This is a genomic window from Micromonospora pallida (assembly GCF_900090325.1).
Taxonomy (GTDB): domain Bacteria; phylum Actinomycetota; class Actinomycetes; order Mycobacteriales; family Micromonosporaceae; genus Micromonospora; species Micromonospora pallida.
This window is the reverse complement of the sequence record NZ_FMHW01000002.1, coordinates 5,726,587-5,751,318: the sequence shown is the minus strand read 5'-3', so window position 1 is coordinate 5,751,318 and position 24,732 is coordinate 5,726,587. Positions and strand designations below refer to the sequence as shown.

Here is a 24,732-nt window from a genome sequence, read left to right as displayed (position 1 = left end):
ACGAAACTGCATAGGGTCGCGGCATGAACGATCGTTTCGTCGTCGTCGGAGCCGGCACCATGGGGCTCGGTATCGCGTACGTGGCGGCCGGGGCGGGCCACGCCGTGGAACTGGTGGAGGTCGACCCGGGCCGGGCCGCCGAGGCCCCGGTGCGGCTGGCGTCGCTCTGGGACCGGGCGGTCCAGCGCGGGAAACTCGACGCCGACGAGGCGGCGGCGAACCGGGAGCGGCTGGTGGTACGCACCTCGCTCGCCGAGGTGGCGGCCGAGCCCGGAGTGCTCGTCGAGGCCGTACCGGAGCGGTTGGAGCTGAAGCGGGCGGTGCTCGCCGTGGCGGCGACGCTGCGGCCGGCGCTGCTGGGCAGCAACACCTCCAGCATCTCGATCGGTGAGCTGGCGGTCGGCCTGCCGCAGCCGGAGCGCTTCCTGGGGCTGCACTTCTTCAACCCGGTCTGGGCGATGGCGCTGCTGGAGGTCGTGGTCGGCCCGGCCACCGCGCCGGAGACCACCGACACGGCCGTCACGCTCGCCCGTCGGCTGGGCAAGGACCCCGTCGTGGTACGCGACCTGCCCGGCTTCGCCACCTCCCGGCTCGGGGTCGCCCTCGGGCTGGAGGCGATCCGGATGGTCGCCGACGGGGTGGCCAGCCCCGCCGACATCGACAAGGCGATGGTGCTCGGCTACCGGCACCCGGTCGGGCCGCTGGAGCTGACCGACATGGTCGGCCTGGACGTGCGGCTGGACATCGCCCGCACCCTCCAGACCGCGTACGGGGACCGCTTCGCGCCGCCGCCGTTGCTCGTGGAGATGGTCGCCGAGGGCCGGCTCGGCAAGAAGTCCGGCCAGGGCTTCTACCGCTGGGTGGACGGGGTGAAGCAGTGAGCGCGAGGAGTGAGCTTGCGAGCCCCGCGGTCGCGAACGGAAGGCGGGCACAGCAGTGAGCGACGGGACCGGGGCCGCAGACGCAGGGCGAGCGAGTCTGCGGATCGAGGAACGGTCGGACCGGATGGTGGTGACGCTGGACCGGCCGGAGAAGCGCAACGCCATCGACGTGGACCTGATCCGGCAACTGCACGAGGTGTGCGCCGAACTGGAGGCTCGTCCCCGGCTGCTGCTGCTCACCGGCGGCACCGACGGGATCTTCGCCGGTGGCGCGGACATCGGTCAGCTCCGTGAGCGGGGTCGGCTGGACGCGCTCGCCGCGATCAACTCGGCGGCCTTCGCCCGGATCCGGGCGCTGCCGATGCCGACCGTGGCGGCTGTGGACGGGCCCGCGCTCGGCGGCGGCGCGGAGCTGGCGTACGCCTGCGATCTGCGGGTGTGCACGGCGCGTGCGGTCTTCGGCCAGCCGGAGGTGCGGCTGGGCATCCTGGCCGGCGCGGGCGCGACCCACCGGTTGCCGGCGCTGGTCGGCGAGGCGCGGGCGAAGGAACTGCTCTTCACCGGCCGGCGGGTGGACGCCGAGGAGGCACTGCGGATCGGACTCGTCAACCGGGTGGTGCCGGAGCCGGAAGCGCTGCTGGCCAGTGCGCACGAACTGCTCGACGAGATGGCGAAGGGCTCGGCGTTGGCGCTGCGGCTGACCAAGCTGGCGGTCGACGCGCCGGCGGCGGCCCACCCGCACCTGGACCTGGTCAGCCAGGCGGTGCTCTTCGAGGACGACGAGAAGTACCGGCGGATGACCGACTTCCTGGAGCGACGACGATCCCGGTAGCCGTGGGCTGGGGGCGGACACCCGCCCCCAGCGTCACTGCTGGATCCGTACGCCCGCCTCGTGCAGCGCGAGGATCACCGCGGCCGACTCGGCGTAGCCGATGAGCAGCACGGCGTCCGCGCCGAACTCCTTGATCTCCCGGGCACCGGCGGTGAAGTCGACCGGCGGGGCGTCGGAGTCCGCCGGCGGGTCGTAGGTGAGGAGCTTGACCTTGTCGCCCCCGAGACCGGCCCGCTCCAGCTCGGTGCGGACGTAGCCCTGGAGGCCCTCGCCGTAGGAGTCCTTTCGGGCGATCAGGGCGACCTTACGCGGCCCGTCACGCATGATCACGTCGGCGAGCGCCTGGCCCTGGAGGCTGTCCGGCGGGGCGGTGCGGAAGTAGAGGCCCTTGTCCTCGATCGTGGTCAGGCTGGCGTCGGTGTTCGCCGGGGAGAACATCACCAGCCCGGCGGCCACCACGTCCGGCAGGATCGCCTTGGAGACGCCGGAGGTACCCGCGCCGATGATGACCTGCACGTTCTTCTTGACGTGGGCGGCCAGGGTGGCCCGGGCGACGTCGGGGTTGGTGCCGTCGTCCCCGTCGATCCAAACCACCGGCTCGTCGAGCACGCCGCCGGCGGCGTTGATCTCCCGTACCGCCAGGGCGGCCCCGGTGGCCTGCGGCGGGTAGGCCCCGGAGGCCGGCCCGGTCCGCGGCAGCAGGCCACCCAGGGTCAGCGGCGCGCCGGTGTCGCCGCGCGGCTTGCGTCCCTTCGGTGGGGCCGTGGTGCTCGCCTGGGAGTCGTCACCCGCACCGACGAACTCGGTCTTGGCGTCGTTGAGCTTCTCGTCGTCGAAGTGCACGGTGGCGTAGCTGGCGGTGGCCGGCTCACCGGCGTCGGTGAAGCCGGCCCGGGTCAACGAGACACCGCGGTACTCGATGTCCTGCCCGGCCCGGGCGAGCTTCAGGCAGTTGACCGCGTCGTCGCAGCGCTGGCCCTCGTTGGTCACGCCGATGACCTGCTTGGCGATGGCAGCGGGGTCGGTGGTGCCGGCGAGCTGGGTGGCGAGCGCGCTGATCATCACCGCGTCGTACGCCTCGGCGGCGTAGAGGAAGTCCCGCAGGTCCGGGTTGACCGCGCGGAGCCGTGTCTTGAAGTCCTCCGGCAGCGGGGTCATCGGGGTGGTGCCCTTCATCCCGTTGACGAGGTCGGCACGGTCCTTCAACTCGTTCGGGAACGTGTTGAGCATGTTGCCGTCGTTGCCGTAGAGCCGTACCTGCTGGCTCTCGTCGCCGGCCTCCTCGGGCTGCTCCGTGCCACACGCGGCGGCGGAGAGCAGGAGCGTCACGCAGGCCGCCAGCGTGGCGACTCGCGAGCCGCGTGATACGCGCATCATCGTCGTTCCCCTCAGGCGAAGGTCCGCTGCGCACATTAGCGTGCGTTCCCGATCGGCGGGACTGTCAGGCCGGACCGTTGAGGCCGGACCGTTGTACTGCTCTGTCAGGTACGACACGGAGGGTGGTCGACCCGTCGGCACTGCGTGGTGATCACTTGACGCAGTCCCGTACTGTTCGCCGCGTGACCGACTTGCCCCAGCAGACGCATGACGACGCGGCAGCCGTCCTGCGCTCCGCCCTTGCCGGAGACGGTGACGCCGTGGTGGGAACCTTCGATGCCGTGGTCGACCGGTCCGGTGTGGCCGGGGTGTACGGGGTGGCCTGGTGCCTCGCCGCCACGATGGTCGGGGACGACGTGCCCGCCGGTATGGCCGCCCTCGACTTTCCCGGCATCGACCAGGCCAACTACGACACCCGCTGGGTGGCCCGTTTCCTCAGCGCGTACGCCAACCGCGACCCGGAGACCGGCGAGGCGCTCTTCGGCGCCGCGATCGCCGACGGGCTGCTCCCCGACTGCCTGCTCACCCTGGCCGGTTCGGCGGTGGCCACCCTCTACGGCCCGAAGCACCCGCCCGCCGGTCAGTAGGCGTGGTACGCGATCAGCGGTTCGTACTCATACTTGCTGTTCGAGAAGCGGACCTTGAAGTTGACCCCGTCCTTGACGTTGGTCGCGACCGTCGTCCAACCGGAGTTGGCCGGTAGGTACGTCCAGTAGTTGCAGTTGCTGGTCCGGTCGATGAAGATCACGCAGGCCTGGGTGCCGAAGGCGCTGGCGTTCCGGACGTTGATGTCGACGCAGCGGGTGCTGGTCCGGTAGGGGCCGGCCTGACCGCCCCAGCCGCCGGTCTGGAAGTAGGACCGGCTCGTGGTGCCGTAGCAAGTTGCCTGGCTGCCGAGGTTGGCGGCGGGGGCGGCCTGGGCGGGTGCGGCGACGGCCAGCAGCGCGACCGTCGTCGCGGCGGCCAGTAGGGGAGCGACCGGGGATGACATGGGCTTCTCCAACCATGGACTGACCGGGGGCGGTCGATCCTGCGCGAACCGTGACGATGCTACTGATCAATGTGCTGGACCGCTGCCCCGCCGGCCGCCAGGAAGTGGGTCCGCCACCGTTCGGTGTGGTGGCTGGTGGGAGGCGGGTCGCCGCCGGCCGGTGTGATAGCTGTGGTGACATGTCCGACGCCATGCTCAGCAAGGTGCGCAAACTGCTCGCCAAGGCGGAGGACCCGGCCTGCACCCCCGCCGAGTCGGCCGCCCTGACCGCCAAGGCGACCGAGTTGATCGCCCGCTACGGCGTGGACCGGGCATTGCTTGCCGCCCGCGATCCGGCCACCGACCCGGTGGGTGACCGGGTGGTGGACGTCGTCGCCCCGTACGCCCGGGACAAGGCCGGGTTGCTCGCGGCGGTCGCGGACCCGCTGCGGTGCCGCTGCGTACGGCGGCGCGAGGGCAACGGCTTCACCATGCACCTTTTCGGGTTCGCCAGTGACCTGGAGCGGGTCGACCTGCTCTTCACGTCGTTGCTGGTGCAGGCCGCGCACGGCCTGGCCGGTACGGCGGTGCCGGCCGGCGCGCACCCCGCCGCCTTCCGCCGGTCCTGGCTGGCCGGGTTCGCGCAGTCGGTCGGGGAGCGGCTGCGGGCGGCCGAGGCGGCGGCGGTCGAGGTCGCGGCGGCGGACGGCCCCTCGGTGGCCCTGGTGCTCGTCGACCGGTCGGACCGGGTGCAGCGGCGACTCGCCGAGGTGTACCCCCGGCTGCGTACCGCCGGGCCCCGGCGGTTGGCCGGCACCGGTTACTCCGCTGGGGTGGACGCCGGCCGCCGGGCCGATCTGGGCACACCGACGGTCGGCCGGCCGGCCCACCGCGCACTCGGATGACGCTGACCGGGTCGGCCCGCCGCGCGCTCGGACGGCGTTGACCGGGTCGGTCCGCCGCACGCTCGGACAGCGCTGACCGGTTCGTTCACGCCAGGCCGTCCGCGGTGCGGCGTGGGCCGGCGTGGCCGGTCAGACCAGGTGCAGGCGGTCAGGCCAAGTGCGGGCGGCGCCGGACGGAGTGCAGGTAGCGGGTGAGCATGTCCTGCCACCCCTCGGTCATCGCCTGCCGGTAGCCCTCGGCGGCGGTGCCGTGCCGGTCGAACTTCCGGTGCTCGACGGTGACCCGGGTGCGGCCCGGACCGTCCACCTCGAGCACCACCTCGACCTCACTGGCCCGGGAGGGGTCGGGTACGGGGACCCGGTCCGGTCCGATCTGCCAGACGAAGAGCAACCGGCGGGGCGGATCCCAGGTGATGACGCGCCCCCAGTCGGCCCGGAATCCGTGCGGGCCGATCTCGTAGAGCATGCCGCCGGCGCGGGGCTCGATGCCCAGCTCGGTGAGGAAGTCCGGCCCGGACCAGGTGTACTCGGCGACCCACCAGTTGGCCAGCTCGGTGAAGGCCGTGAACGCCTCCTCCGGTGAGGCGGGGACGAGAAGAGTGCTGCGAAGGGAGAATCGGTCGACGTCCTGACGGACGGCGTCCGGCTCAGCGATCTCCTGCCCCATAGGCCCGGACCCTACCGGCTGCCGCCGCGACGTGCAGCGACCCTCGTGCCCGAAAAGGTGTCGGGTGGCCTGCCGAAACCCGGATAAAAAGCATCAAGAAAGCACCCCCTTACGCTGTCGCCGAGGCGACCACGCTTGTCGATCACAAGTACGTAAACCACCGCCCCGGACTGCCGCTGTCCCCTCGACGGCATGGGAACACCACGGGTGTCTCCCGGCCGGCCCCGCCGGGCGATGCCAGCCGGGTCACCCGTCGGCGACCGGGCACGTCTGCCCCGTACTCGTCTGCCCGGTACCGTCTGCTGCGTCGTTGGGAAGGGAAGTGGTGGTGGCGTACCTGTTTCTCCTGGGCGCGATCACGGCCGAGGTGATCGGGACGAGCCTGTTGAAGGCGACCCAGGGATTCACCCGGCTGGGGCCGACCGTCGCGTTGGTCGTGGCCTACGTGGCGGCGTTCGCCCTCCTCTCCCAGGCGGTGAAGGAGATCCCGGTCGGCGTCGCCTACGCCATGTGGTCCGGCCTCGGTACCGCCGCCATCGTCGGCATCGGCGCCGTCTTCCTCGGGGAGCCGCTCAGCCCCGTCAAGATCCTCGGCGTCGGCCTGGTCATCGCCGGGGTGGTCATCCTCAACCTCGGCGGCACGCACTGAGGGTCGGGCGGGCCGGCCAACTTGACGCCACTTTGGACGATGGGCCACATGAGCGTGACAGACCCGGACCCGTTCTGGATCGCCTTCCGCCTCGTGATCGTGGCCCTCAGCCTTGCCATGGTCGTGTTCGGGGCGCGCGTGGCCGCGTCACGACGGTTCCCCGCAGCCTGGATCCGGGTTGCGCGCCTACCGGCGAGCCAACGGTCCCAGCCCGTCCGCATCGGCGGCGGCCAGGCGCTGATCGGTGCGAGCCTGCTGATTCAGCAAGCACCGTTCCTCGTTCCTATGCCCTTCCCGGTCGGATTCGCATTGCTAGTGGTGGCCCTGTTGCTCGCGGGGGCTTCGTTGGGGTGGTACCTCCTGCGGCGGGACTAGTTACGCGTGGTGATGTGCCGGGACAGCCGTGCCACATGGGGCGATGTCGCGACCACATCTGCTCGACCATCGCCGATGTGATTACGGTGGATATGGTGACAGCGGCCCGTGGGGGCACCCGTTGAGGGTGCCACCACGGGCCGCGTCCGGGCGTCGGGTCAGCTGGCGTTCGCCGCCGTGCTGTCCGATGCGTTGTACAGGCTGTCGCCCTGGTAGCGGGCGGTCACCGGCTGGTCCAGGCCGCCGCTGACCGTGCCTTTGAACTGGGCGACCCCGTCGCGGACCGGTGCGGAGCCGAGGTACCTGTCGCCCGCGTAGAAGTCGACCTTGCCGGACGGCGCGCGGTCGCTGGTGCTCACCGGGTTCACCTCGGCGGTCGCGGTGACCCCGGTGCGGTGCGAGTTGCCGGCCGGGGTGGTGTCGACCGCCAGGCTGGTGGTGGTGGTACGGAACGCCACGGTGCGGAGGTAGTCGTTGAGCATCTGCCGCCAGATGTCCCAGACGTGCACACCGTCGACGTTGTGCTCGGTGACGTCGATGCCGGCGGCCCGCCAGTTCTCGGTCCGAGCGAGCGAGTTCGGGGCGATGTCGATCAGCCAGTCCTGGAGTCCGGTGCCGACGTGGATGCCACCGGTCACGGCCTTCATCCGGTCGATCTGCTCCTGCGTCGGCGTCACCGAGCCGCCGGCCGCGCCCCAGGCGGCGTGGTAGCCGACCAGGTCGGTGTTGTCGTAGAGGAGCGTGACGGCGCGGGCGCCGCCCGCGGACAACCCACCGAAGGCGCGGTCGGCGGCGCGAGTGGAGACGTGGTAGTTCTGCTCGACGAAGGGGATGACGTTGTCCCGCAGTTCGTCGACGTAGCCCTGATTGCCGTTCGGCAGGCCGTTGAAGTCGGTGGAGACGATGACCATCGACTGTGCCGCGCCGTCCCGGACGGCGTTCTCCAGGATCTGGTGGGCCACGCCCTCCACGGTCCAGTCGGTGGCGTTTCCGCCCCCGCCATGGCTGAGGTACAGGGTCGGGTACGGGGTGGAGCGGTTCGGGTCGTAACCGTGCGGGAGGTAGACGACGATGTCGTGCTTGCCCACTGGACTGGTGGACAGCGGGGAGTCGTACCACCGCTGCTCCAGCTTGCCCGCCCGGTTGCCGGCGACCGGCGCCTGGTAGTCGTTGTCGTAGGTGGGGAAACGCCTGCTGTTCGGGACGTAGACGCGGCTGAGCCGCGCGCCGGTGGCCTCGGCGTGGGGCAGCACCTCGAGCGGGTTGACCGGGTCGGGGTGCAGGGTGCAGCCGCTGGCGGTGGGGCTGGCGCAGTCGTGCGCGAACGCGTACCGGAAGGTGCCGGAGGGCAGCGGCGTGGTGAACGTCCACACGCCGTCCGCTCCCTTCTCCATCGGCAGTGCGCGCCATGGGTCGGCCAGGATGTCACCCGGCTGCCACTGACCGCCGGGCCGGGCGTCACCGCAACCCTGGCAGGTGACGCTGTCCGCCTTCGAGAACCACCACTCGCCGTAGATCTGGACCGACTCGACGCCGGCGGGTGCCTGGTACCTGAAGGTGACCGAGTGGCCGGTCGGCGCCTGGTTGGTGTGGACGACCTTCGGTCCGAGATCCGGGGCCGGTGCCGCGGTCGCGGCGGGTGCGGTGACGGCACTGGCGGCGACTGTCAGACCGGTAGCGAGCGACACGGTCAGTCCTTGGCGGAGCCGGCGTATCGGCGCTGTTCGGGGGTGTGTAAGGGGCATGTGCTTTCCCTTCATCGGCTGGTCGACGAAGCGTTCGGAGGAGGCCGCTCCGGTGACCGGCGGTGGACGTGGCGAGGTGACGGTTCGCCCCCGGCCGTGCGTGAGCCGGTCCACATCGTCCGGTGTGGGGATGGGCGGCCGTCGCCGTCGGACTCGTCACGGTGCGCGGCCGTGTCGGGTCGTCGCGCGTCGTCCACCTGGTGGTTGACGTGATCGTCACACAAAGGTGATATCTTTGTAAATAGATTGGTCACACCTTTGGGGATGCTGGAGCCGGTCGCCGACCGGGACGCGGCGGGTGCCCGCTAACCTCTCAACAGGACAAAGTGATCGGGGATCCCTTGATGGCCGAGGCGAGTCGCGACGCGGCGCGGGCCGCGGCGCCCGTGCTGCACGGCGCTGTGCTCGACGCCCTCGGGCTGGAGATCACCGGCGGGCAGCACGCTCCCGGTACGGCACTCACCCTGGAGCAGCTGCAACAGCGCTTCGGCGTCTCGCGGACCGTGATGCGGGAGGCGATGCGCGTCCTCGAATCGCTGAACCTGGTCGCCTCCCGCCGCCGCGTCGGCCTAGTGGTGCAGCCGATGCACCGCTGGCGGGTGCTCGACCCACGGGTCATCCGCTGGCGTCTCGACGGCCCCGGCCGCGCCGACCAGCTACGTACCCTCACCGACCTGCGGGTGGCCGTCGAGCCACTCGCCACTGCGGGCGCCGCCCGGCACGCCACCGCAGACGAGCGCGAGCGGCTGCGCACGCTCGCCACGCGGATGCGACAACTCGGCGAGGCGGGCGAACTCGACGCGTTCCTGGCTGTCGATGTCGAGTTCCACTCGCTGCTGTTGCAGGCGTGCCTCAACGAGATGTTCACCGCGCTGACCGGCGTGATCGCCGAGGTGCTCGCCGGACGGACCGAGCACGGCCTGATGCCGAAATGTCCCCGGCCGGTGGCGCTCGACCTGCACGACCAGGTCGCGAACTGCGTTGCGGCCGGCGACGCCCGGGGCGCCGAGACCGCGATGCGTGAGCTGGTCGAAGAGGTACGCGACGCGATCAGCACCACCCCGTCAGCCGCCGACACGACGCCTGGTACCGGCACATAAACTCCGCCTTGACATTGCTTGCATGATGGCCGCATGAGCGTGGATGGCCCGGATCCGGTGTCGATCGCCCTGAGCCTCGGCACCGTGGTTCTCGGCCTTGTCATGGTCACACTCGGCGTGCGTGTCGCGGTGACGCGACGGTTTCCGGTGGCCTGGGTGCGGGGTGCGCGCTTGACGACGCGCCAGCGACCCCAGCCCGTCCGCTACGGTGGCACGCTCGCCCTGATCGGTGCGAGTGGGCTCATCCAGCAGGCACCGTTTCTCCTCCCCGTGCCCGTCGCGGTCGGACGTGCCCTGTTCGCCGTGGCACTACTTCTCGCCATGACTGCGTTGGGATGGTCCGTCCGGGTCCGGCACTGACCATCGCCTAGCTCCGCATGGTGATGTGCCGGGGCAGCCGTGCAGCCAGGGTCGCCCCGGTCTGCGCGGCGAGGATCTGCCCGGTGTGCCGCAGATCGTGGAAGCTCAGGTGATCAAAGCGGGCCGCGGGTGGCCATGGTCCGAGCGTATCTTCCTAGGTTGCTACGGCCGTCACTCCTGCTGCCAGCCCGCCTTCCCGAGGAGTCCTAGAACGGTCTGCGTCAGCGCAAAGAAAGCCCAGAGGAACGCCCAGTACTGCATGGGGATCGAGTACAAGCTGTGTTCATTGTGGTAGGTCTTTGGGTCGTCGGTGCGGTTCATCCGCCGCCCGACGAACCACGTCGCGATGCCGGCCACGAGGAAGCCGACGGGTACGCCGGGGTAGCCGCCGAGCTGGTATCCCACGGCGACCGTGACAGCAGGCAAGATGACTGCCAGGATGCCGGCGCCCGACCACCACATGTCGTCTCCAGCGCGATCGACTGCAGGATGGGCCTCAGCCTATCGAGACCCCGGACCGGACGGCGATCTCGGCGACGGTGCGTACTGATAGCCGTCGACGTAGATCACGGCACTGGAACCGCGACTGGCTGGTCCCGGCCGCCGAGTAGCCGCAGCCACCGGGTTCTCTCTCGGGCCCTGAAGGTGGCGCACCGGCGCGGCCGGACCGCCCGGAACGTATGCGGTTTGATCGGCGCACCCGACGGCACGGCCAAGCGCAGTTTCTCGGCACCTATCCGGGAATGGGACCAGTGTGGCTAGTGCTGTGTCCACTAACGTTCACCGGGTTTCCGGTGGGTTGTTGTGGATCCTCGCTGGTTGGGCGAGCGACTCCCCACCGATTGGTGGGGCGGGCCACAGCGGGCCATTCTGACTCTCGCGCTGCCGGGTGGGCGGCGGGGGTCACGTCGGGACCGACCAACGCCGGGTAGGTGCCGGCCGACTCGACGGTGCGTGACCACCCCCGGCAACACAATGCGCGTGCTGCTGGGGGTGGTGGGTCCGCCGCCCGGTGTGCGGGTGGCGATGCTGGCCGCCGCGACCACGTCACGGTGACCGGAGAACTGGCAATGCGGGCACGACAGCGTCCGCCCACGCGGCTTCGGCACCCGCTTGCGGCAGGCGGGGCAGGTCGAGGACGTGCCGCGCTCGTCCACCAGGTGCACGGTGATACCCGCGAGGGTGGCCTTGTCGGTGAGGATCTGTAGGAGGCGGCCGATCTGCCATTGCCGTAGCCGCAGGTTGTGCCTTCGCCCGGCCTGGAGGTCGAGGACGCCGCGCGGGTCGCCGACCTTGAGTACCCCGGCCCGCTGGTTGACGGCCCAGGTGATGACGGTGCGGGCGGCCTCGTGTTGGGCCTGCCGCACCCGCCGCCGATGCCGCCCCTCCACCCGCCGGACCCGAGCCCGGTACTTCCGCCATCGGCGTGATCCGCGCTGGCCGGGTTTCGGTGCTCGGCGGGCGACGGCACGTTGGCGGGCTTTGGTGTCGGCGAGGTGCATGCGGTGCTCGGCGCGGATCGCCCGCCCCGACACCAACAACGCCTCCCCACCAGGACCAGCCACCGCGAACGGATGGATGATGCCCACGTCGATGCCGGCCACCCGGCCGGGGTCCGGCCCCTCACCAGGCGGGTAGACCGTGATCGGGACTTCGGCGGTCACGTCGAGGAACAGGCGGCCACCCTCACACAGCAGGGTGCGAACGCAGCAACCCGAAACACCGCCGCCGCTGCCCCGACGTCACCCGCAACCCGACACGGGCAGTGCGATGCACCACCCGCAGCGCACCAGGATCCCGACGACGAGGCATAGGACACAGCCAACACCACCGGTACGACACTTTCCGGAGCCGGCCGATTACACGATCAACGTTCAAGGCGAGGCACTAGCGATCGTCTGGCTGGGCCATCCACTGCCGGACATTGTCAGCGCCTCGTGCTGCTCACCAGGGCGAGCGAACCAGGCGCCCTCAGGGTTGGCGAGGGTAGTTTCGATCCGGAGCTTGGCGGTCGGTTCCGTCTCTGGCAGCGCCCGGACAGGAAACCACCGGACGGCCAGACCCTCGTCGTCGTTGACCCGGGCTCGGCCAGCGACCGGACGGCAGCGGAACCAGACGTTCATGTACTGGCAGATATCGCCGTTGGGGTAGGTGCGAGGGTAGAGCGCGACGCCCGCGATGCTCTGGACGACGACTTGTACCCCGGTCTCTTCCTGGACCTCACGGATGACGGCGACTGCGGGTTGCTCGCCTGGCTCGACCGCTCCTGCTGGCAGTGACCAGCACCCGTTGTCGGCGCGTTGCACGAGGAGGATTTCGTCTTCGTCGAATACCACGCCACTGACCGAGGGCAGCATCAACAGCTGTTGCCCGACCTTCGTACGTAGACCCCGGAGGTAGGGAGAGATAGCCATCGGCGGAGCATAAGCGGGATTCCGGGGTCAACAAGGGGCAGACCAGACAGCCGGCCACTTTGGGGCGCAAAGCAAAACGCCGACCGGCGTTTCCGCTGATCGGCGTTGCTGTAGCCCGGCGAAAGGCTATGTGGCCAGGGGCGGGGTCGAACCGCCGACCTTCCGATTTTCAGTCGGACGCTCGTACCAACTGAGCTACCTGGCCGTACCCGGGTGAGTTTACTCCCCCGACGCAGAACGCCGCGCGGTGAGACGCGGCGTCGGCGTTGGCGGTCCTGACGGGACTTGAACCCGCGACCTCCGCCTTGACAGGGCGGCGAGCACTCCAACTGCTCCACAGGACCTTGCTCGTACTGCCTCCGGCTGAGCCGGATCGTGCCCCCAACGGGATTCGAACCCGTGCTACCGCCTTGAAAGGGCGGCGTCCTGGGCCGCTAGACGATGAGGGCGGCCCCGCCATCATTGCACACTCGCAACTCTTAGCGGACTTGCTCCCATCCGGCCCCGCCGGAGGCCTGCAAAGCATATGTCATGAGCCAGTGGTCGACAAAATCGGTATCCCCGTCGCCTGGAACCGCAGGTCAGCGGGGGTCAACGCAGCCTGGTCACGCCGTACCGCCGCTTGATGTCGGCGATCATCGCCGGGCAGGCGGCCACCGTGGCGGCCCGGTTCCCGCCCCCGTCGTGCAGTAGCACCACCGAGCCGGGACGGAGTCCGCTCCGTACCCGCGCGGTGATCGTCGCGGCTGTCGGCTTCGCCCAGTCCCTCGGGTCGACGGTCCAGTGCAGCGGGGTCATGCCGAGGTCCCGGGCCACCGCCACCACCTCGGGTGTCCACCGGCCGCCCGGCTGGCGGTAGAAGGGGACCTTCGCGCCGGGCGCCGCCGCCCGGATCGCCCGGGTGGTGCGGTCCAGGTCGGCGCGGATCGCGGATCGGGATCGGCTGCCCAGGTCCACGTCGTGCCGCCAACTGTGGTTGCAGAGCTGGTGTCCCTCGCGCACGATCCTGGCCACCAGACCGGGGTGCTGCCGGACCTGGGTGCCCACCACGCAGAAGGTGGCGGTGACCCGGTGCCGGCGCAACTGGTCCAGCACCTTCGGCGTCCAGACCGGGTCCGGGCCGTCGTCGAAGGTGAGCGCGACCCCTCGGGTGCCGGTGCTCCGGCGCAACCCCGTCGGCAGCGCGGTGCGGGTCGGCTTCGGACTGGCCTTCGGCGTGGACGGCGAGGGGCTCGGCACGCCGGACGGCGTCGGGTCGCCGGCCGGTGGTGTCTCGGCGGGCTGGGAGAAGACCGGAGCGGCCGGACCGACGGAGTGGACCCCGGTCTGCTCGCCGCAGCCGGCGAGGAGGAGCAGCAGGGCGGCACCGGCCGCGGCCAGGGCACGTGGCGTCATCGTCGTCGCTCCCGGGAGGGGTGTCGGGGGCCCCGACGTTACGCCCCGTCCGCTGGGGGTGACACCCCCGGTCGGTCGAGTGGCGACCGGTCCAGCGAGTCGCGTACTGCGAGAGCCAGCGAGACCGCCTCGACCAGGGACACCGGTCGGACCACCCCCGCCGGGAGGGCGTCGTCCCCCCAGCCAGGACCGGCGGCGAGCACCAGCAGGGGCCGGTGGGGCACCGCGAGCGCCGCGGCGAGCTGGGCCGGATCGGCGGTGTCGTGGAGGTGTGACCAGAGCACGAGGGCGTCCGGGGCGGTCCGGGTGACCGCCGCGACCAACGCCGGGACCGGTACCCGCGCGCCGAGCATGCGGCAACCGACGCCCGCCTCGGCGAGTGCGGCGGCGAGCGCCTCCAGGGGCAGGGTGTGCTGTTCCTCGTCGGCGCAGGAGAGCAGGAGCCGGGGCGGTCCGCTGGTCGGGGCGGCCCGGGTGACCACCGCCAGCGCCTCCGACACGCAGCGGGAGAAGAGGTGCTCCACCTCGATCAACGCGGATGTCGCGCCGTGCCGCTCGCCGATACCGACGAGCACCGGCCGGAGCAGCCCATCCCAGGTGCCGACCACGCCGTCGGTGGCGAGCGACTCCTCGATCGCCCTGCGGACGGCGGCCGCGTCCAGCCGCATGGCGGCGCGGGCCAGCCCCCGGGCGGCTGGACCGGCCCGACCGACCGGGATGGTCGCCCCGCCGCCGTCCCGGACGTTGGTGGAGCTCCGTTCCACCGGCGGCGCTTCGGCCGGGGACCGCCGGGCCCAGCGGGCCGCCTCGGCCGGGGTGACCCCCTCGGTGGTGAGCCGGCGCATGATCTCCAGCCGGGCGAGGTCGGCCGTGGTGTAGCGGCGGTGGTGGCCGGGGACGTGCTCGCTGGGGCCGAGGCCGTAGCGCTGGTGCCAGGTGCGCAGGGTGGTCACCGCGACCCCGAGGCGACGTGCCACGGCTCCCGCGCTCAGCGCTTCATCGGCCACCCGGCCACTCCGACGCGTCGTCGGCCGGAGCGCCGGCTTCGTCAGGCCCGGGGCTGCTGGCTCCGGCCTCGTCGGGTCCGGGTCCGCCGGGTCGCAGCAGACGGTTCACCACCCCACCGAGCCACGGCGCGTACGCGCGGGGATTGGCGTCGAGTTCCGCCGCCAGGCGTACGGGGTCGACCCAGTGGACCTCGGCGACCTCGGCGGTGTCCGGCCGGAGCGGGAGGTCGGCGGGCACCTCGGCGCGGAGTACGTGGTCGTACTCGAACTCGACCCGGCCGGTGGCCGGATCCTCCGCGTAGTAGACGTACACCCCGACCTCGGTCAGCTCCACCGGGCCGGTGCCGAGCTCCTCGCCCAGCCGCCGATTGGCGGCCTCGGTCAGCGACTCGCCCGGGGCCGGGTGACCACAGCAGGAGTTCGCCCAGCGCAGCGGGAAGCGGGTCTTGGCGGCGGCCCGCCGTTGCAGGAGCACCCGCCCGGACGGGTCGACCAGCAGCACCGAGAAGGCCCGGTGCAGCCGGCCCGGCGGCTGGTGGGCCTCGGCCACGGTGGCCGTGCCGACCGGGCTGCCGTCCTGGCGGACCAGTTCGACCAAATGGGTCTCACGGGAGGTCACGGGGGGCACCTCCAGTGATGCGGCTGGCGGCGAGCTTGCCGGAGATCAGCACCATCGGCACCCCGACGCCCGGCTGGGTGCCTGATCCGACGAAGACCACGTTGGGCAGGGTGCGGTGCAGGTTCGACGGCCGGAACGGGCCGGTTTGCAGGAAACTGTGCGCGGCGGCGAACGGGGTACCGGCGGCCATGCCCTGCGCGGCCCACTCGGCCGGGGTGACCACCTCGCACACCTCGACGCCGTCGGTGAACCCGACGTAGCCGCGCTCCTCCAGGGTCGCCATCAGTTGGTCGGCGTAGCGGCGGGCCAGACCGCCGCGCCAGTCGAAGGGTGCCCGGTCGAGGTTCGGCACCGGGGCGAGCACGTAGTAGGTGTGCCGGCCGGCGGGGGCGACCGAGGGGTCGGTCCGGCTCGGGTTGGTGACCAGCAGGGACGGGTCGGTCATCAGCTCGCCCCGCCGGATCACCTCGTCGAAGGTGCCCTTCCAGGGACGGCCGAAGTGGATGTTGTGGTGGGCGATCCGGCCGTACCCCTGCTTCGACCCGACGTGCAGCACCACGCAGGACGGCGAGTAGGTGAGCCGGCGTTGGCGGCCCGGGGGGAGCAGGTCGCGGTACGCCACCGGCAGGTCCGGGTTGAGCACGACCACGTCGGCCGGGATCCGCTCGCCGTCGGTGGTGCGTACCCCGGTGGCCCGGCCGCCGGCCGTCTCGACCCGCTCGACGGTGGTGCCGTACCGGATCTGGACGCCGTGCTTCTCGGCGGCGCCGGCCAGCCCACGGGAGACCGCGTGGACGCCGCCGCGCGGGAAGTACACCCCGGCCACCGAGTCGAGGTACGCGATGACCGTGTAGATGGCCAGCGCGTCGTGGGGGGCGAGGCCGGCGTACATCGCCTGGAAGGAGAAGATCCGCTGGGTACGGGGATCCCGGAAGAACTGGCTGATCTTGGTGTGGAGTCGGCGGAACGCCCCGTTGGCCAGCAGTTTCAGCAGGTTGCCGGTGAGCAGGTCGGTCGGGGCGTCGAGGTTGCGCTCGATGAAGTCGGCCCGTTCCAGCCGCCACAGCTCGCGGGCGTAGTCGACGAAACGGAGGTATCCGTCGGCCTCCCGTGGACCGCAGACCCGGGAGATCTCCGCCGCCATCCGGGTGGTGTCGGTGATCACGTCGAGCGTCGAACCGTCCGGGTAGTACGCGCGGTACGCCGGGTCGAGCGGAGTCAGCTCCACCCAGTCGGCCAACTCCTCGCCGACCGCGCCGAGCGCCTCGGCGATCAGCTCGGGCATGGTGAGCACGGTCGGGCCGGTGTCGAACTCGTACCCGTCGACGCCGAGCCGGCCCGCCCGACCACCGGGCACCGGCTCGCGTTCCAGCACGGTGACCTGCCGACCGCTGCCGGCCAGGTGCAACGCGCAGGCCAGGCCCCCCAGCCCCGCGCCGACCACCACGACCCGGTCGGTACGTCCGTCCACCGTCCGCACCCTCATCCCCTTTCGGCCGTGCTGTCGAGGGCGTTGCCGGCGACCGCGTCGTTGGTCATGGGGGCGAGCGTACCCTAGGGTTACGAGTTGCGTCGATTGGCGCGTCGATTCCGAGGAGGGTCGGTGGACACGGACCTCGCCGCCGCCTACGACCGGTGCCGTGAGGTGCACAGGCGTCACGGCCGCACCTACTATCTCGCCACCCGTCTGCTCCCCGCCTGGAAACGGCGACACGTCCACGCCCTGTACGGGTTCACCAGGTACGCCGACGAGATCGTCGACCGCACCGACGAGCTGTCCCCGGCCGAGCGCGCCGCCCGGCTCGACGAGTGGACCGCCCGGTTCCTCGCCGGCCTGCACGGCGAACCGGTGGACGACCCGCTGCTACCGGCCGTTCTGCACACCATCGCCGTCTTCGACCTGGACCGGGCCGACTTCGCGTCGTTCCTGCACAGCATGACGATGGACCTGACCGTCACGTCCTTCCGCACCTACGACGACCTGCTCGACTACATGGAGGGCTCGGCCGCCGTCATCGGCACGATGATGCTGCCGATCCTCGGCAGCTCCGACCCGGTCGCCGCCCGCGAACCGGCCCGCCAGCTCGGCCTCGCCTTCCAACTCACCAACTTCGTCCGGGACGTCGCCGAGGACCTCGACCGGGGCCGCACCTACCTGCCCGACGAGGACCTGACCAAGTTCGACGTGACCCGGGAAGACCTGGTCGCGGCAAAGACCCAGGGCCGAGCCACCCCGAGGATCCGGGACCTGATCGAGTACGAGGTCAGCCGCGCCCAGGCCCACTACGCGGCCGCCGCACCCGGGATCGTGCTGCTCGACCCTGCCTCACAGGCGTGCCTGCGGACCGCGTACGCCCTCTACGGCGGCATCCTCGACGAGGTCGCCGCCCAGGACTACGACGTGTTCAGCCGGCGGGCGCTCGTGCCGCAGCGGCGACGGTTGGCGGTGGCCGCGCGGTCGCTGCTGACCCCGGCCGGCACCCCGGTCGTCGTACCCGGCCCCCGGGCCTTGCCCGCCGGCCAGCCCGTCCCGTCCGGCTGAGGTGGTTGCCGAGGTGCTCGCCGAGGTGGTCGCTGAGGTATTTGCTGAGGTGGTTGCAAGGGCACCTTGCAGGTGATTTTTGAGTAACAGGGGTCCCCTGCTACCACCGCAGCGGGCTAAGCGGCAGGAGGCACCGCCTCACAGGCAGGAGTGCAGGGCGTCGACGAGCGCCTCGACGCGGTCGAACGCGGCGAGCCGGCCGGTGGTGTACGCCAGGGTGTAGCCCCGGACCGGGTCGGCCCAGGCGCAACTGCCGCCGATGCCGCCCATGCCCCAGCTTCCGTCCTCCTCGCACTGCATGCCGAGGGTCCACCGGGTCCGGCTCTCCAGCAGCAGGTCCGGGCCGTCGTACTGCACCCGGGTCGCCTCGGCCACCAACTCCGGGGTGAAGAGGCGCACCCCGTCGAGGGTGCCGCCGGCCAGCAGCCCGCCGTAGAGCCGGGCCAGCCCGGTCGCGGTGGCGTGCAGGTTCACCGCCGGGATCTCCGCGCCACGCCAGAGCGGACCGTTGAGCACGGCCAGGTCCCGGCAACCGGCGGGGTTGCCGAGTGCCCGCGCGCGAAGCGATCCCGGTACGCCCACCGTCGTCACCGGCCAGTCCGGCGTGCCGTACGACAGGTCGGCGCAGCGCTGCTGGTCCGCCGCGTCCAGCCCGAAACCGAGGTCCAGCCGCCACGGGCCGGCGATCTCCTCGGCGAGGAACCGGCCGACCGGCCGCCCGTCCACCCGACGGACCAACTCGCCGACCAGGTGGCCGTAGGTCAACGCGTGCTCGGCCGCGACGGTGCCCGGCTCCCATTCCGGCTCGGCCGCCGCCAGGTCGCCGGCGAGCAACGCCCAGTCGCCCAGCGCGGCGGTCGGGCGGGGCACCGGGAAGACCGGCAGGCCGGCGGTGTGGGTGAGCACCTGCCGGACGGTGGCCGGGGTACGGAACTCCGGCCAGTGCCGGGCCACCGGATCATCCAGGTCGAGTCGACCCCGGTCGACCAGCAGCAACAGGCAGAGGGCGGCCACCGGCTTGCCGACCGAGTACACGTTGACCAGGGTGTCCGATCGCCACCCCGACCCGATCGCGTCCGTCGGATCGGTGGGCCGCGTCGAACCGCCGACCAGGTCGACCACCGGTTGGCCGTCGTACCGGATGGACAGCGCTGCGCCGGTCTCCCGGCCGGAGTCGAGCAGGTCGTGGAAGCAGTCGTGGACCCCTGCGAAGCGTGCGCGCATCCGGCCACGGTAGGCGGCTGTCCTATCGGCCGGCACCGGCATTTCGGGCTGCCCGACCTCGGCTGGCTGCTGGTCCGCCTACTTGCGCGGACGCCGGACGAGGCCGGTGGTGAGACTTCGGCGGGCGCAGGGCGTGGTGTGATCGGTGGGCAGGGTGCATCGGCCGCCGCCGGCCAGTCGTCGGTCGCAGAAAACCCGGTGCCGTACGCCCTGGGCGTCCTCGGTCGAGACGGTCACCTCTCCGGCGTCGATGCGGGAGGTGAGCAGGGCCAGGGCGCGCGTCGCCGTGCGGGCGAAGATCCGGGCCCGGTTCAGATCGGGTACGACCACCGGTACGTGGATCACCCAGCGTTCTTCCTCGGGTGCGGTCATCGCGGGTCCTGCCGGGATGCCTGCGTGGTCTGCCAGTCGCGTAGCGCGTCCTTGATTCGCTTGTTCTCGTCGAGGACGGCGTCCAGCGCGGTCTGTGCGACGGTCAGTTCGTCGGCGACCCGGTCCAGGAAGGCGCGGATCTCGTCGGGGTCGAGGCCGCGTCGGCGGGTGGTGAAGCACCGCGCGCGGATCTGCCAGGGCCGCAACGGCCGGTACGCGGACGGTGGAGCCGCGTTGACCGGACGCCGGTGCGTTGGCTGGCGGTGTTGCCGGCCGAGCAGGTGACGCAGGAGTGTGCGCATCGGGTGACCGCCCTTCGTGGGGTGTCTGCTCTCGTCTCCGGTTCGTCGTTCCGATGGAGGGGTGGTCTCCGGCGTTCGGGTCCGCCGGAGACCACCCGGCCCGACCACCGCAGCCTCGATCGGCGAGTACGGCAACCGGACAGCGTGCGCAGTCTGGTGAGGTCAGGTGCCGGCACGGCTGACGAGAGGAATCAGCCGTGCCGGCGCTGTGGGTGCCCAACCGGGAGGCCGGTTGCCTACCAGGCGTTCCGCTGCCAGGAACCCGCGAACAACTTACAATGGTAACCATGCAAAGTTCAAGACTGAGCATGCTTACCACGCAAAGTCTTGGCTGCCGGGTGGCGAGCGTGGGAAGATCTTGGGGCCTACCAGGAGTTGCCCATGCCCCGAATCCCAGACCGTCAACGCATCGCCCAGGACATTCGCGACAAGATCGCCTCTGGCGAGTACGGACCCGGTGCCAAACTGCCCTCGCTGCGGGAGATGAGTGCGCAGTACGGCGTCTCGGCGGAACCGGTTCGTTCCGCGTTGCTCATCCTCCAGTCAGAGGGCTTGGTGGAAGGGCATCAGGGCAAGGGTGTGTTCGTGGCCGAGAAGAAGGCCTGACCTCCCGGTATCCAATGAAGTCAGGCTGAGAGCTTCTGTGTGTGAGACACAAATTCCTGCTAGCCTGGGCTGTGCAGGAGGCCCCGGCCGGGGTTCCCGCAGCCGCCTTAGGGCCCGCTCACGCGGGCCCTTCGTGCATCTGCCGGGCAGTCGGGGACCAGCACCAGGAGTGGTATCGGCGTGGCTCGACCCATGACCACAGCCCCTCGTTCGCTGCCGCCTCCCGTCGGTCGAAGACTGTGCCGCACTCCATCCGGCGGAACAAAAACGTCACCAGGTCCACAGCCTGTACCAGCCGGGACGCGTGTGACGGGGCGAAGTGCAGGGTGTCGACGATGCGTGTGAGTCGCCTCGACCGGTAGCCGCCCGTGCCGTCGATTCGGTAGCGGCTCAGGTCGGAGCGGTGGGTGGCCGGGTTGTCCACCTCGTCGGCAATGACCAGGGCCAACTCTTCGCGCATCGCGGCGTACCCGTCAACCTGCTCAAGCAGATGTGACAGCACCACCTCATGGGCCGGCTTCGGGGAGGCATAGCGGCGGGCCAGGCCATGGCGGTCGACACCCCGCAGGATGATCGTCACGTCATGCGTGCCGATGGCCTTGAGAGCGGCGTTGTAGACGGCGATGCGGGCCCGGGGCGGCAGTTTGTTCCACGGCACCCGTCCCTGGAAAAGGTCGTAGCCGTGTAGCTCCGCCTCCGCCGTGACGCCGTACGTCTTTGCCGCGTCCAGCACCACCTCGTCCAGCGCAGTGCTCAACGGAATGGCCACCGTGTCGGGAACCAGCAGTGCGCCGATCCAGTACCAGCGGTCGGTGTATGACTCGTCCACGTAGGCCAACAGCACTCGCAGAGGGTAGGGGTTGCGTCACTCATTCGTGGCGTGACGCGCGGGCTGGTCAGCCTCGTTGGCTGCCCACCGGAGTGCTGGGAGATGCTGTCCGGGTGACGGAACCGCAGCAGGTGGACGTGGTCGTGGTCGGGCTCGGGGTGGGCGGCGAGGAGGTGGCCGGGCGGCTCGCCGAGGCGGGCCTCGACGTCGTCGGCGTCGAACGGGGGCTGGTCGGTGGCGAGTGCCCGTACTGGGGGTGCATCCCCAGCAAGATGATGATCCGGGCGGCGAACGCGCTGGCCGAGGCGCGGCGGGTCGACGGGCTGGCCGGGTCGGCCGAGGTCCGGCCGGACTGGGCTCCGGTGGCCCGGCGGATCCGCGAGGAGGCCACCGCCGACTGGGACGACACCGCCGCCGTCGAACGCTTCACCGGCAAGGGCGGTCACTTCGTCCGGGGCACCGGGCGGCTGGCCGGCCCGGGTCGGGTCAGCGTCGGCGACCAGGTTTTCCAGGCCCGGTACGGGATCGTCGTCGGGGTGGGCACCCGCCCGTCGGTGCCGCCGCTGGACGGGCTGGCCGGGACGCCGTACTGGACCAACCGGGAGGCGATCGAGGTGGCCGAGCTGCCGGCGTCGCTGCTGGTCCTCGGCGGCGGGGCGATCGGGCTGGAGCTGGCCCAGGTCTTCGCCCGGTTCGGGGTGCGGGTGACGGTGGTCGAGGCGGCCGACCGGGTGCTCGCCGTCGAGGAGCCCGAGGCGTCCGAGCTGGCCGCCGCCGCGCTGCGCGCCGATGGCGTGGAGATCCACACCGGGGTCCGGGTGGACCGGGTCGACCACGACCAGGACGGCGGGTTCACTCTGCGGGCCGGCGACGGCACCCGGTTCACCGGTGAACGGCTGCTGGTGGTCACCGGCCGTCGGGCCCACCTCGATGAGTTGGGACTGGACACCGTCGGCCTCGACGCCGGGCGATACCTGCCGGTCGACGACCGGATGCGGGTCGGCGACGGGATCTGGGCGGTCGGTGACGTCACCGGCGAGGGGGCGTTCACGCACGTCGCGATGTACCAGGCGGAGATCGTCGTCCGTGACCTGCTCGACCACGTCGCGCGGGAGCGGGGTCGGGCGGACGCCACCGGCACCGGCAGCGCGGCCGGCGCAGCGGTCGGTGCGGCTGGCACGGTTGGCGGGGCGGGCCGTGCCGTCAGCGCGACCGGCGGAGTGGTCGGCGCCGCTGGCGCGGCCGGCGGGTCGGGCGGGGCCGGTGACCTGCCCCGGGCGGACTACCGGGCGCTGCCCCGGGTCACCTTCACCGACCCCGAGGTGGGTGCGGTCGGCCTGACCGAACGCCAGGCCCGGGAACGGGGGCTCAACGTCCAGGTCGGCTTCGTGCCGCTCTCCTCGTCCACCCGGGGTTGGATCCACGGGGTCGGCGACGGCGGGTTCATCAAGCTCGTCGCGGACGCCGACCGGGGCGTGCTGGTGGGGGCGACGTCGGCCGGGCCGGCCGGTGGCGAGGTGCTGTCCGCGCTGGTGGTGGCGGTGCATGCGGCCGTGCCGGTGAGTCGGCTGCGGCACATGATCTACGCGTACCCGACCTTCCACCGCGCGATCCAGACCGCCCTGAACGACCTCGGCTGAGCCCGGCCCGATCGTGGTGGGAAGCGGCCCCCAGAGGGGCCCTTTCCCACCACGACTCACGGGGAACCGGGGTTGGCACCACCCCGGCCGGCACCGGCGACGAAAGCGGCGACGCCGGAGGACATCTCGGTCAGCGAGTCGAGGCCGTAGGTCAGCTCGACGGCCATCGCCTCCGCCTCCGGGCGGCCCGCGCCGGCCCGTACCGCAGCCCGGTCGTTGCGCAGGCAGCGCTGCGGCGCGCGGGCGATCCCGGCGGCGAGCCGCTCGGCCTCCGCGCGGGCCGTGCCCGGCTCGACCAGCCGGTTCACCAACCCCATGGCGTACGCCTCGTCGGCCGGCACCGGACGCCCGGTGAGGATCAGGTCCATCGCCCGGCTCTCGCCGATCAGCCGGGGCAACCGCACCGTCCCGCCGTCGATCAGCGGTACGCCCCACCGTCGACAGAAGACCCCGAGCACCGCGTCGGACTCGGCGACCCGCAGGTCGCACCAGAGCGCCAACTCCAGGCCGCCGGCGACGGCGTACCCGGAGATCGCGGCGATCACCGGCTTGGTCAGCGACATCCGGGTCGGCCCCATCGGGCCGTCCCCCTCCGCTTCGACGCGGTTGCCGCTGGGCGTACCGATGGCCTTCAGGTCGGCACCGGCGCAGAAGGTGCCGCCCGCTCCCCAGAGCACGGCCACGGCGGCGGTCGGGTCGGCGTCGAAGGCGCGGAACGCGTCGGCGAGCGCCCGTGCGGTCGGGCCGTCGACGGCGTTGCGGGCCGCCGGCCGGTCCAGGATCACCGTGGTCACCGGTCCGTCGCGTTCGACCCGTACGCCCATCGGACCAGGATGCCGCCCGCCGGCACACCGCGCCAGACGCCCCGGTCGCGGTCGTCGCGACGCTGCGAGCCGGGAGCCGGGAGCCGGTAGCCGGTAGCCGGGCGCTGGGAGCCGCGCGCCGGTAGCCAGGAGCCGGGCCGGTCAGGCCCGGTCGGGGCGGACCAGGGTGGCGCCGAGCGCGGCACCGACCACGCCGGCCACCCCGAGGAACTGCGGCCAGGCCAGCAGCTCGTCGAGGAGGACCAGGCCGACCAGCGCGCCGATCGCCGGTTCGAGGCTCAGCAGCACCGCGAAGACCCGCGCCGGCATCCGACGCAGCGCGGACATCTCCGCCGAGTACGGCAGCACCGACGACAGCAGGGCCACGCCGACCCCGAGCAGCAGGACCCACGGGTCGACCAGCGCGGCACCGCTCCCGGCGATACCGAACGGCAGTACGGCGAGCGCGCCGACCGCCATGCCCAGGGCCAGCCCCCGGGCGCCGGGCACCCGCTTGCTGACCGCCCCGCCGAACACCACGTAACCGGCCCAGCCGACTGCGGTGCCGAGGCAGAAGAGCAGCCCGAGGCCGTCGACCGCCGAGCCGCCCAGGCCACTGATCAGCAGAACGCCACCCCCGGCCAGCACCGCCCAGAGCGCGTCGAGCAGCCGGCGGCTGCCGGCCAGCCCCACCAGCAGCGGCCCGGCGAAGCCGATGGTCACCGCCACGCCCAGCGGTACCCGGTGCAGGGCGGCGTAGAAGCTGAGGTTCATCAACGCGAGCATCAGCCCGAACCCGACCACCAGCCCGCCGGTACGCCAACCCAGCCGCAGTCCCGGCCGGACGACCGCGAGCAGGATCAGCGCGGCGAAGCCGAGCCGCAGGGTGGTCGTGCCGCCGGGGCTGGTGCTGCCGAACAGGTGCTTGGCCACCGCCGCGCCGAGCTGGGTGGAGAGCATCCCGAGCAGCATCAGCAGCGGCGGCGGTACGGCGTCGGGGCGTCCGACCACACCGACGAGCCGGGCGACGGTCGGGGCGGGGACCGGCGTGGGACGGAGGGTGTGCGCGTACATGCGCAACACCATGCCGTTTCGTCCGTCGACGGGGCGACCGTAAT

The 24,732-nt window shown here is 71.7% G+C and carries 28 protein-coding genes and 3 tRNA genes; 11 read left to right on the top strand and 20 right to left on the bottom strand.

The features are described 5' to 3' along the window. Positions 1-23: 23 nt before the first annotated feature. Entirely contained in the window at positions 24-881 is an 858-nt protein-coding gene (locus tag GA0074692_RS24065) for a 3-hydroxyacyl-CoA dehydrogenase family protein (protein WP_091647813.1), read from the top strand. 124 nt (positions 882-1,005) lie between these two features. Next, positions 1,006-1,713 carry an enoyl-CoA hydratase/isomerase family protein gene (locus tag GA0074692_RS24060; RefSeq protein WP_091647811.1) on the top strand — a complete coding sequence of 236 codons (708 nt, stop codon included), beginning with the start codon at positions 1,006-1,008 and terminating at the stop codon, positions 1,711-1,713. A gap of 33 nt (positions 1,714-1,746) precedes the next feature. On the opposite strand, the gene GA0074692_RS24055 is transcribed toward GA0074692_RS24060, so the two are convergent. Then, the gene (locus GA0074692_RS24055; protein ID WP_091647809.1) at positions 1,747-3,087 is read right to left on the bottom strand and encodes an ABC transporter substrate-binding protein; all 1,341 of its coding nucleotides are present in this window, start codon (positions 3,085-3,087) and stop codon (positions 1,747-1,749) included. 185 nt (positions 3,088-3,272) lie between these two features. Between GA0074692_RS24055 and GA0074692_RS24050 the strand changes: the two genes are divergently transcribed. Continuing rightward, complete coding sequence (locus tag GA0074692_RS24050) at positions 3,273-3,677, top strand: hypothetical protein (RefSeq protein ID WP_091647807.1); 405 nt, start codon at positions 3,273-3,275, stop codon at positions 3,675-3,677. Here the strand turns inward: GA0074692_RS24050 and GA0074692_RS24045 are convergent. After that, the gene (locus tag GA0074692_RS24045; protein ID WP_091647805.1) at positions 3,671-4,081 is read right to left on the bottom strand and encodes a hypothetical protein; all 411 of its coding nucleotides are present in this window, start codon (positions 4,079-4,081) and stop codon (positions 3,671-3,673) included. The genes GA0074692_RS24050 and GA0074692_RS24045 overlap by 7 nt on opposite strands. A 179-nt stretch (positions 4,082-4,260) precedes the next feature. Here GA0074692_RS24045 and GA0074692_RS24040 point away from each other — a divergent pair, with 179 nt between their 5' ends. Then, positions 4,261-4,965 (top strand): DUF2786 domain-containing protein, encoded by a 705-nt coding sequence (locus GA0074692_RS24040; protein WP_091647803.1) that lies wholly within the window; start codon positions 4,261-4,263, stop codon positions 4,963-4,965. A gap of 148 nt (positions 4,966-5,113) precedes the next feature. Here the strand turns inward: GA0074692_RS24040 and GA0074692_RS24035 are convergent, their stop codons facing one another. Further along, on the bottom strand, positions 5,114-5,632 hold the full coding sequence (locus GA0074692_RS24035; RefSeq protein ID WP_091647801.1) for an SRPBCC family protein: 519 nt from the start codon (positions 5,630-5,632) through the stop codon (positions 5,114-5,116). A 328-nt stretch (positions 5,633-5,960) separates the two neighbouring features. Here GA0074692_RS24035 and GA0074692_RS24030 point away from each other — a divergent pair, with 328 nt between their 5' ends. Both GA0074692_RS24030 and GA0074692_RS24025 read left to right on the top strand, forming a co-directional pair. Next, positions 5,961-6,281, top strand: coding sequence for a DMT family transporter (locus tag GA0074692_RS24030; protein ID WP_091654005.1), 321 nt, complete (start codon positions 5,961-5,963; stop codon positions 6,279-6,281). A 48-nt stretch (positions 6,282-6,329) separates the two neighbouring features. Further along, positions 6,330-6,656 carry a hypothetical protein gene (locus GA0074692_RS24025; protein ID WP_091647799.1) on the top strand — a complete coding sequence of 109 codons (327 nt, stop codon included), beginning with the start codon at positions 6,330-6,332 and terminating at the stop codon, positions 6,654-6,656. A 158-nt stretch (positions 6,657-6,814) separates the two neighbouring features. On the opposite strand, the gene GA0074692_RS24020 is transcribed toward GA0074692_RS24025, so the two are convergent. After that, entirely contained in the window at positions 6,815-8,344 is a 1,530-nt protein-coding gene (locus GA0074692_RS24020) for an alpha/beta hydrolase-fold protein (RefSeq protein WP_176738560.1), read from the bottom strand. Positions 8,345-8,745: 401 nt separating this feature from the next. Between GA0074692_RS24020 and GA0074692_RS24015 the strand changes: the two genes are divergently transcribed. Both GA0074692_RS24015 and GA0074692_RS24010 read left to right on the top strand, forming a co-directional pair. Further along, on the top strand, positions 8,746-9,501 hold the full coding sequence (locus tag GA0074692_RS24015; RefSeq protein WP_091647795.1) for a FadR/GntR family transcriptional regulator: 756 nt from the start codon (positions 8,746-8,748) through the stop codon (positions 9,499-9,501). Between the two features lie 33 nt (positions 9,502-9,534). Next, the gene (locus GA0074692_RS24010) at positions 9,535-9,861 is read left to right on the top strand and encodes a hypothetical protein (protein WP_091647793.1); all 327 of its coding nucleotides are present in this window, start codon (positions 9,535-9,537) and stop codon (positions 9,859-9,861) included. 171 nt (positions 9,862-10,032) lie between these two features. Here GA0074692_RS24010 and GA0074692_RS24005 read toward each other — a convergent pair whose 3' ends face one another. The 10 genes from GA0074692_RS24005 to crtI form a co-directional block, all read right to left on the bottom strand. Next, positions 10,033-10,323, bottom strand: coding sequence for a hypothetical protein (locus tag GA0074692_RS24005; protein WP_091647791.1), 291 nt, complete (start codon positions 10,321-10,323; stop codon positions 10,033-10,035). A gap of 311 nt (positions 10,324-10,634) precedes the next feature. Beyond that, positions 10,635-11,555, bottom strand: a complete 921-nt coding sequence (locus GA0074692_RS24000) for an RNA-guided endonuclease TnpB family protein (RefSeq protein ID WP_281199135.1) — start codon at positions 11,553-11,555, stop codon at positions 10,635-10,637. A gap of 180 nt (positions 11,556-11,735) precedes the next feature. Further along, positions 11,736-12,275, bottom strand: a complete 540-nt coding sequence (locus GA0074692_RS23995) for an NUDIX hydrolase (RefSeq protein ID WP_091647786.1) — start codon at positions 12,273-12,275, stop codon at positions 11,736-11,738. Between the two features lie 131 nt (positions 12,276-12,406). Further along, positions 12,407-12,480 (bottom strand) — tRNA-Phe (locus GA0074692_RS23990). A gap of 62 nt (positions 12,481-12,542) precedes the next feature. Beyond that, a tRNA-Asp gene (locus GA0074692_RS23985) sits at positions 12,543-12,619 on the bottom strand. A 32-nt stretch (positions 12,620-12,651) separates the two neighbouring features. Continuing rightward, positions 12,652-12,724, bottom strand: a tRNA-Glu gene (locus GA0074692_RS23980). 142 nt (positions 12,725-12,866) lie between these two features. Continuing rightward, positions 12,867-13,670, bottom strand: coding sequence for a polysaccharide deacetylase family protein (locus GA0074692_RS23975; protein WP_091647784.1), 804 nt, complete (start codon positions 13,668-13,670; stop codon positions 12,867-12,869). A gap of 38 nt (positions 13,671-13,708) precedes the next feature. Continuing rightward, entirely contained in the window at positions 13,709-14,677 is a 969-nt protein-coding gene (locus GA0074692_RS23970) for a MerR family transcriptional regulator (protein WP_091647781.1), read from the bottom strand. Further along, positions 14,667-15,296: an isopentenyl-diphosphate Delta-isomerase gene (gene idi, locus GA0074692_RS23965; protein ID WP_091647778.1), complete on the bottom strand. Its 630-nt coding sequence runs from the start codon at positions 15,294-15,296 to the stop codon at positions 14,667-14,669. The genes GA0074692_RS23970 and idi overlap by 11 nt, the downstream gene beginning before the upstream one ends. Then, positions 15,283-16,776, bottom strand: coding sequence for a phytoene desaturase family protein (crtI, locus tag GA0074692_RS23960; protein ID WP_091654004.1), 1,494 nt, complete (start codon positions 16,774-16,776; stop codon positions 15,283-15,285). Before crtI ends, idi begins: the two co-directional genes overlap by 14 nt. A 123-nt stretch (positions 16,777-16,899) precedes the next feature. On the opposite strand from crtI, the gene GA0074692_RS23955 reads away from it, so the two are divergent. Beyond that, positions 16,900-17,838, top strand: a complete 939-nt coding sequence (locus GA0074692_RS23955) for a phytoene/squalene synthase family protein (protein ID WP_091647776.1) — start codon at positions 16,900-16,902, stop codon at positions 17,836-17,838. 138 nt (positions 17,839-17,976) lie between these two features. Here GA0074692_RS23955 and GA0074692_RS23950 read toward each other — a convergent pair whose 3' ends face one another. The 3 genes from GA0074692_RS23950 to GA0074692_RS23940 all read right to left on the bottom strand — a co-directional run bounded on the left by GA0074692_RS23950 (position 17,977) and on the right by GA0074692_RS23940 (position 19,736). Continuing rightward, entirely contained in the window at positions 17,977-19,062 is a 1,086-nt protein-coding gene (locus GA0074692_RS23950; protein WP_091647773.1) for a serine hydrolase domain-containing protein, read from the bottom strand. Positions 19,063-19,140: 78 nt separating this feature from the next. Continuing rightward, positions 19,141-19,434 (bottom strand): hypothetical protein, encoded by a 294-nt coding sequence (locus tag GA0074692_RS23945; RefSeq protein ID WP_091647771.1) that lies wholly within the window; start codon positions 19,432-19,434, stop codon positions 19,141-19,143. Then, positions 19,431-19,736 carry a DivIVA domain-containing protein gene (locus GA0074692_RS23940; RefSeq protein ID WP_091647769.1) on the bottom strand — a complete coding sequence of 102 codons (306 nt, stop codon included), beginning with the start codon at positions 19,734-19,736 and terminating at the stop codon, positions 19,431-19,433. Before GA0074692_RS23940 ends, GA0074692_RS23945 begins: the two co-directional genes overlap by 4 nt. 381 nt (positions 19,737-20,117) lie before the next feature. Here GA0074692_RS23940 and GA0074692_RS23935 point away from each other — a divergent pair, with 381 nt between their 5' ends. Next, positions 20,118-20,342, top strand: a complete 225-nt coding sequence (locus GA0074692_RS23935) for a winged helix-turn-helix domain-containing protein (RefSeq protein ID WP_091647766.1) — start codon at positions 20,118-20,120, stop codon at positions 20,340-20,342. 118 nt (positions 20,343-20,460) lie between these two features. Here GA0074692_RS23935 and GA0074692_RS23930 read toward each other — a convergent pair whose 3' ends face one another. Continuing rightward, positions 20,461-21,186: a DUF3800 domain-containing protein gene (locus GA0074692_RS23930; RefSeq protein WP_091647764.1), complete on the bottom strand. Its 726-nt coding sequence runs from the start codon at positions 21,184-21,186 to the stop codon at positions 20,461-20,463. Positions 21,187-21,284: 98 nt separating this feature from the next. Between GA0074692_RS23930 and GA0074692_RS23925 the strand changes: the two genes are divergently transcribed. Continuing rightward, the gene (locus GA0074692_RS23925) at positions 21,285-22,811 is read left to right on the top strand and encodes a dihydrolipoyl dehydrogenase family protein (RefSeq protein WP_245730436.1); all 1,527 of its coding nucleotides are present in this window, start codon (positions 21,285-21,287) and stop codon (positions 22,809-22,811) included. 56 nt (positions 22,812-22,867) lie between these two features. Here the strand turns inward: GA0074692_RS23925 and GA0074692_RS23920 are convergent, their stop codons facing one another. Next, positions 22,868-23,635 (bottom strand): crotonase/enoyl-CoA hydratase family protein, encoded by a 768-nt coding sequence (locus tag GA0074692_RS23920; RefSeq protein ID WP_091647759.1) that lies wholly within the window; start codon positions 23,633-23,635, stop codon positions 22,868-22,870. Positions 23,636-23,776: 141 nt separating this feature from the next. After that, on the bottom strand, positions 23,777-24,688 hold the full coding sequence (locus GA0074692_RS23915) for an EamA family transporter (protein ID WP_176738558.1): 912 nt from the start codon (positions 24,686-24,688) through the stop codon (positions 23,777-23,779). Between the last annotated feature and the right edge of the window lie 44 nt (positions 24,689-24,732).

What these genes read in the sequence shown, in the direction of transcription:
- GA0074692_RS23995 (WP_091647786.1), bottom strand. Translation starts at nt 12,275, where the DNA reads ATGGCTATCTCTCCCTACCTCCGGGGTCTACGTACGAAGGTCGGGCAA.
- GA0074692_RS24035 (WP_091647801.1), bottom strand. Translation starts at nt 5,632, where the DNA reads ATGGGGCAGGAGATCGCTGAGCCGGACGCCGTCCGTCAGGACGTCGAC.
- GA0074692_RS23915 (WP_176738558.1), bottom strand. Translation starts at nt 24,688, where the DNA reads ATGTACGCGCACACCCTCCGTCCCACGCCGGTCCCCGCCCCGACCGTC.
- GA0074692_RS24040 (WP_091647803.1), top strand. Translation starts at nt 4,261, where the DNA reads ATGTCCGACGCCATGCTCAGCAAGGTGCGCAAACTGCTCGCCAAGGCG.
- GA0074692_RS24065 (WP_091647813.1), top strand. Translation starts at nt 24, where the DNA reads ATGAACGATCGTTTCGTCGTCGTCGGAGCCGGCACCATGGGGCTCGGT.
- GA0074692_RS24005 (WP_091647791.1), bottom strand. Translation starts at nt 10,323, where the DNA reads ATGTGGTGGTCGGGCGCCGGCATCCTGGCAGTCATCTTGCCTGCTGTC.
- GA0074692_RS23940 (WP_091647769.1), bottom strand. Translation starts at nt 19,736, where the DNA reads ATGCGCACACTCCTGCGTCACCTGCTCGGCCGGCAACACCGCCAGCCA.
- GA0074692_RS24055 (WP_091647809.1), bottom strand. Translation starts at nt 3,087, where the DNA reads ATGCGCGTATCACGCGGCTCGCGAGTCGCCACGCTGGCGGCCTGCGTG.
- GA0074692_RS23945 (WP_091647771.1), bottom strand. Translation starts at nt 19,434, where the DNA reads ATGACCGCACCCGAGGAAGAACGCTGGGTGATCCACGTACCGGTGGTC.
- GA0074692_RS23950 (WP_091647773.1), bottom strand. Translation starts at nt 19,062, where the DNA reads ATGCGCGCACGCTTCGCAGGGGTCCACGACTGCTTCCACGACCTGCTC.
- GA0074692_RS24025 (WP_091647799.1), top strand. Translation starts at nt 6,330, where the DNA reads ATGAGCGTGACAGACCCGGACCCGTTCTGGATCGCCTTCCGCCTCGTG.
- GA0074692_RS24060 (WP_091647811.1), top strand. Translation starts at nt 1,006, where the DNA reads ATGGTGGTGACGCTGGACCGGCCGGAGAAGCGCAACGCCATCGACGTG.
- GA0074692_RS23975 (WP_091647784.1), bottom strand. Translation starts at nt 13,670, where the DNA reads ATGACGCCACGTGCCCTGGCCGCGGCCGGTGCCGCCCTGCTGCTCCTC.
- GA0074692_RS24015 (WP_091647795.1), top strand. Translation starts at nt 8,746, where the DNA reads ATGGCCGAGGCGAGTCGCGACGCGGCGCGGGCCGCGGCGCCCGTGCTG.
- GA0074692_RS23920 (WP_091647759.1), bottom strand. Translation starts at nt 23,635, where the DNA reads ATGGGCGTACGGGTCGAACGCGACGGACCGGTGACCACGGTGATCCTG.
- GA0074692_RS23935 (WP_091647766.1), top strand. Translation starts at nt 20,118, where the DNA reads ATGCCCCGAATCCCAGACCGTCAACGCATCGCCCAGGACATTCGCGAC.
- GA0074692_RS24010 (WP_091647793.1), top strand. Translation starts at nt 9,535, where the DNA reads ATGAGCGTGGATGGCCCGGATCCGGTGTCGATCGCCCTGAGCCTCGGC.
- GA0074692_RS24045 (WP_091647805.1), bottom strand. Translation starts at nt 4,081, where the DNA reads ATGTCATCCCCGGTCGCTCCCCTACTGGCCGCCGCGACGACGGTCGCG.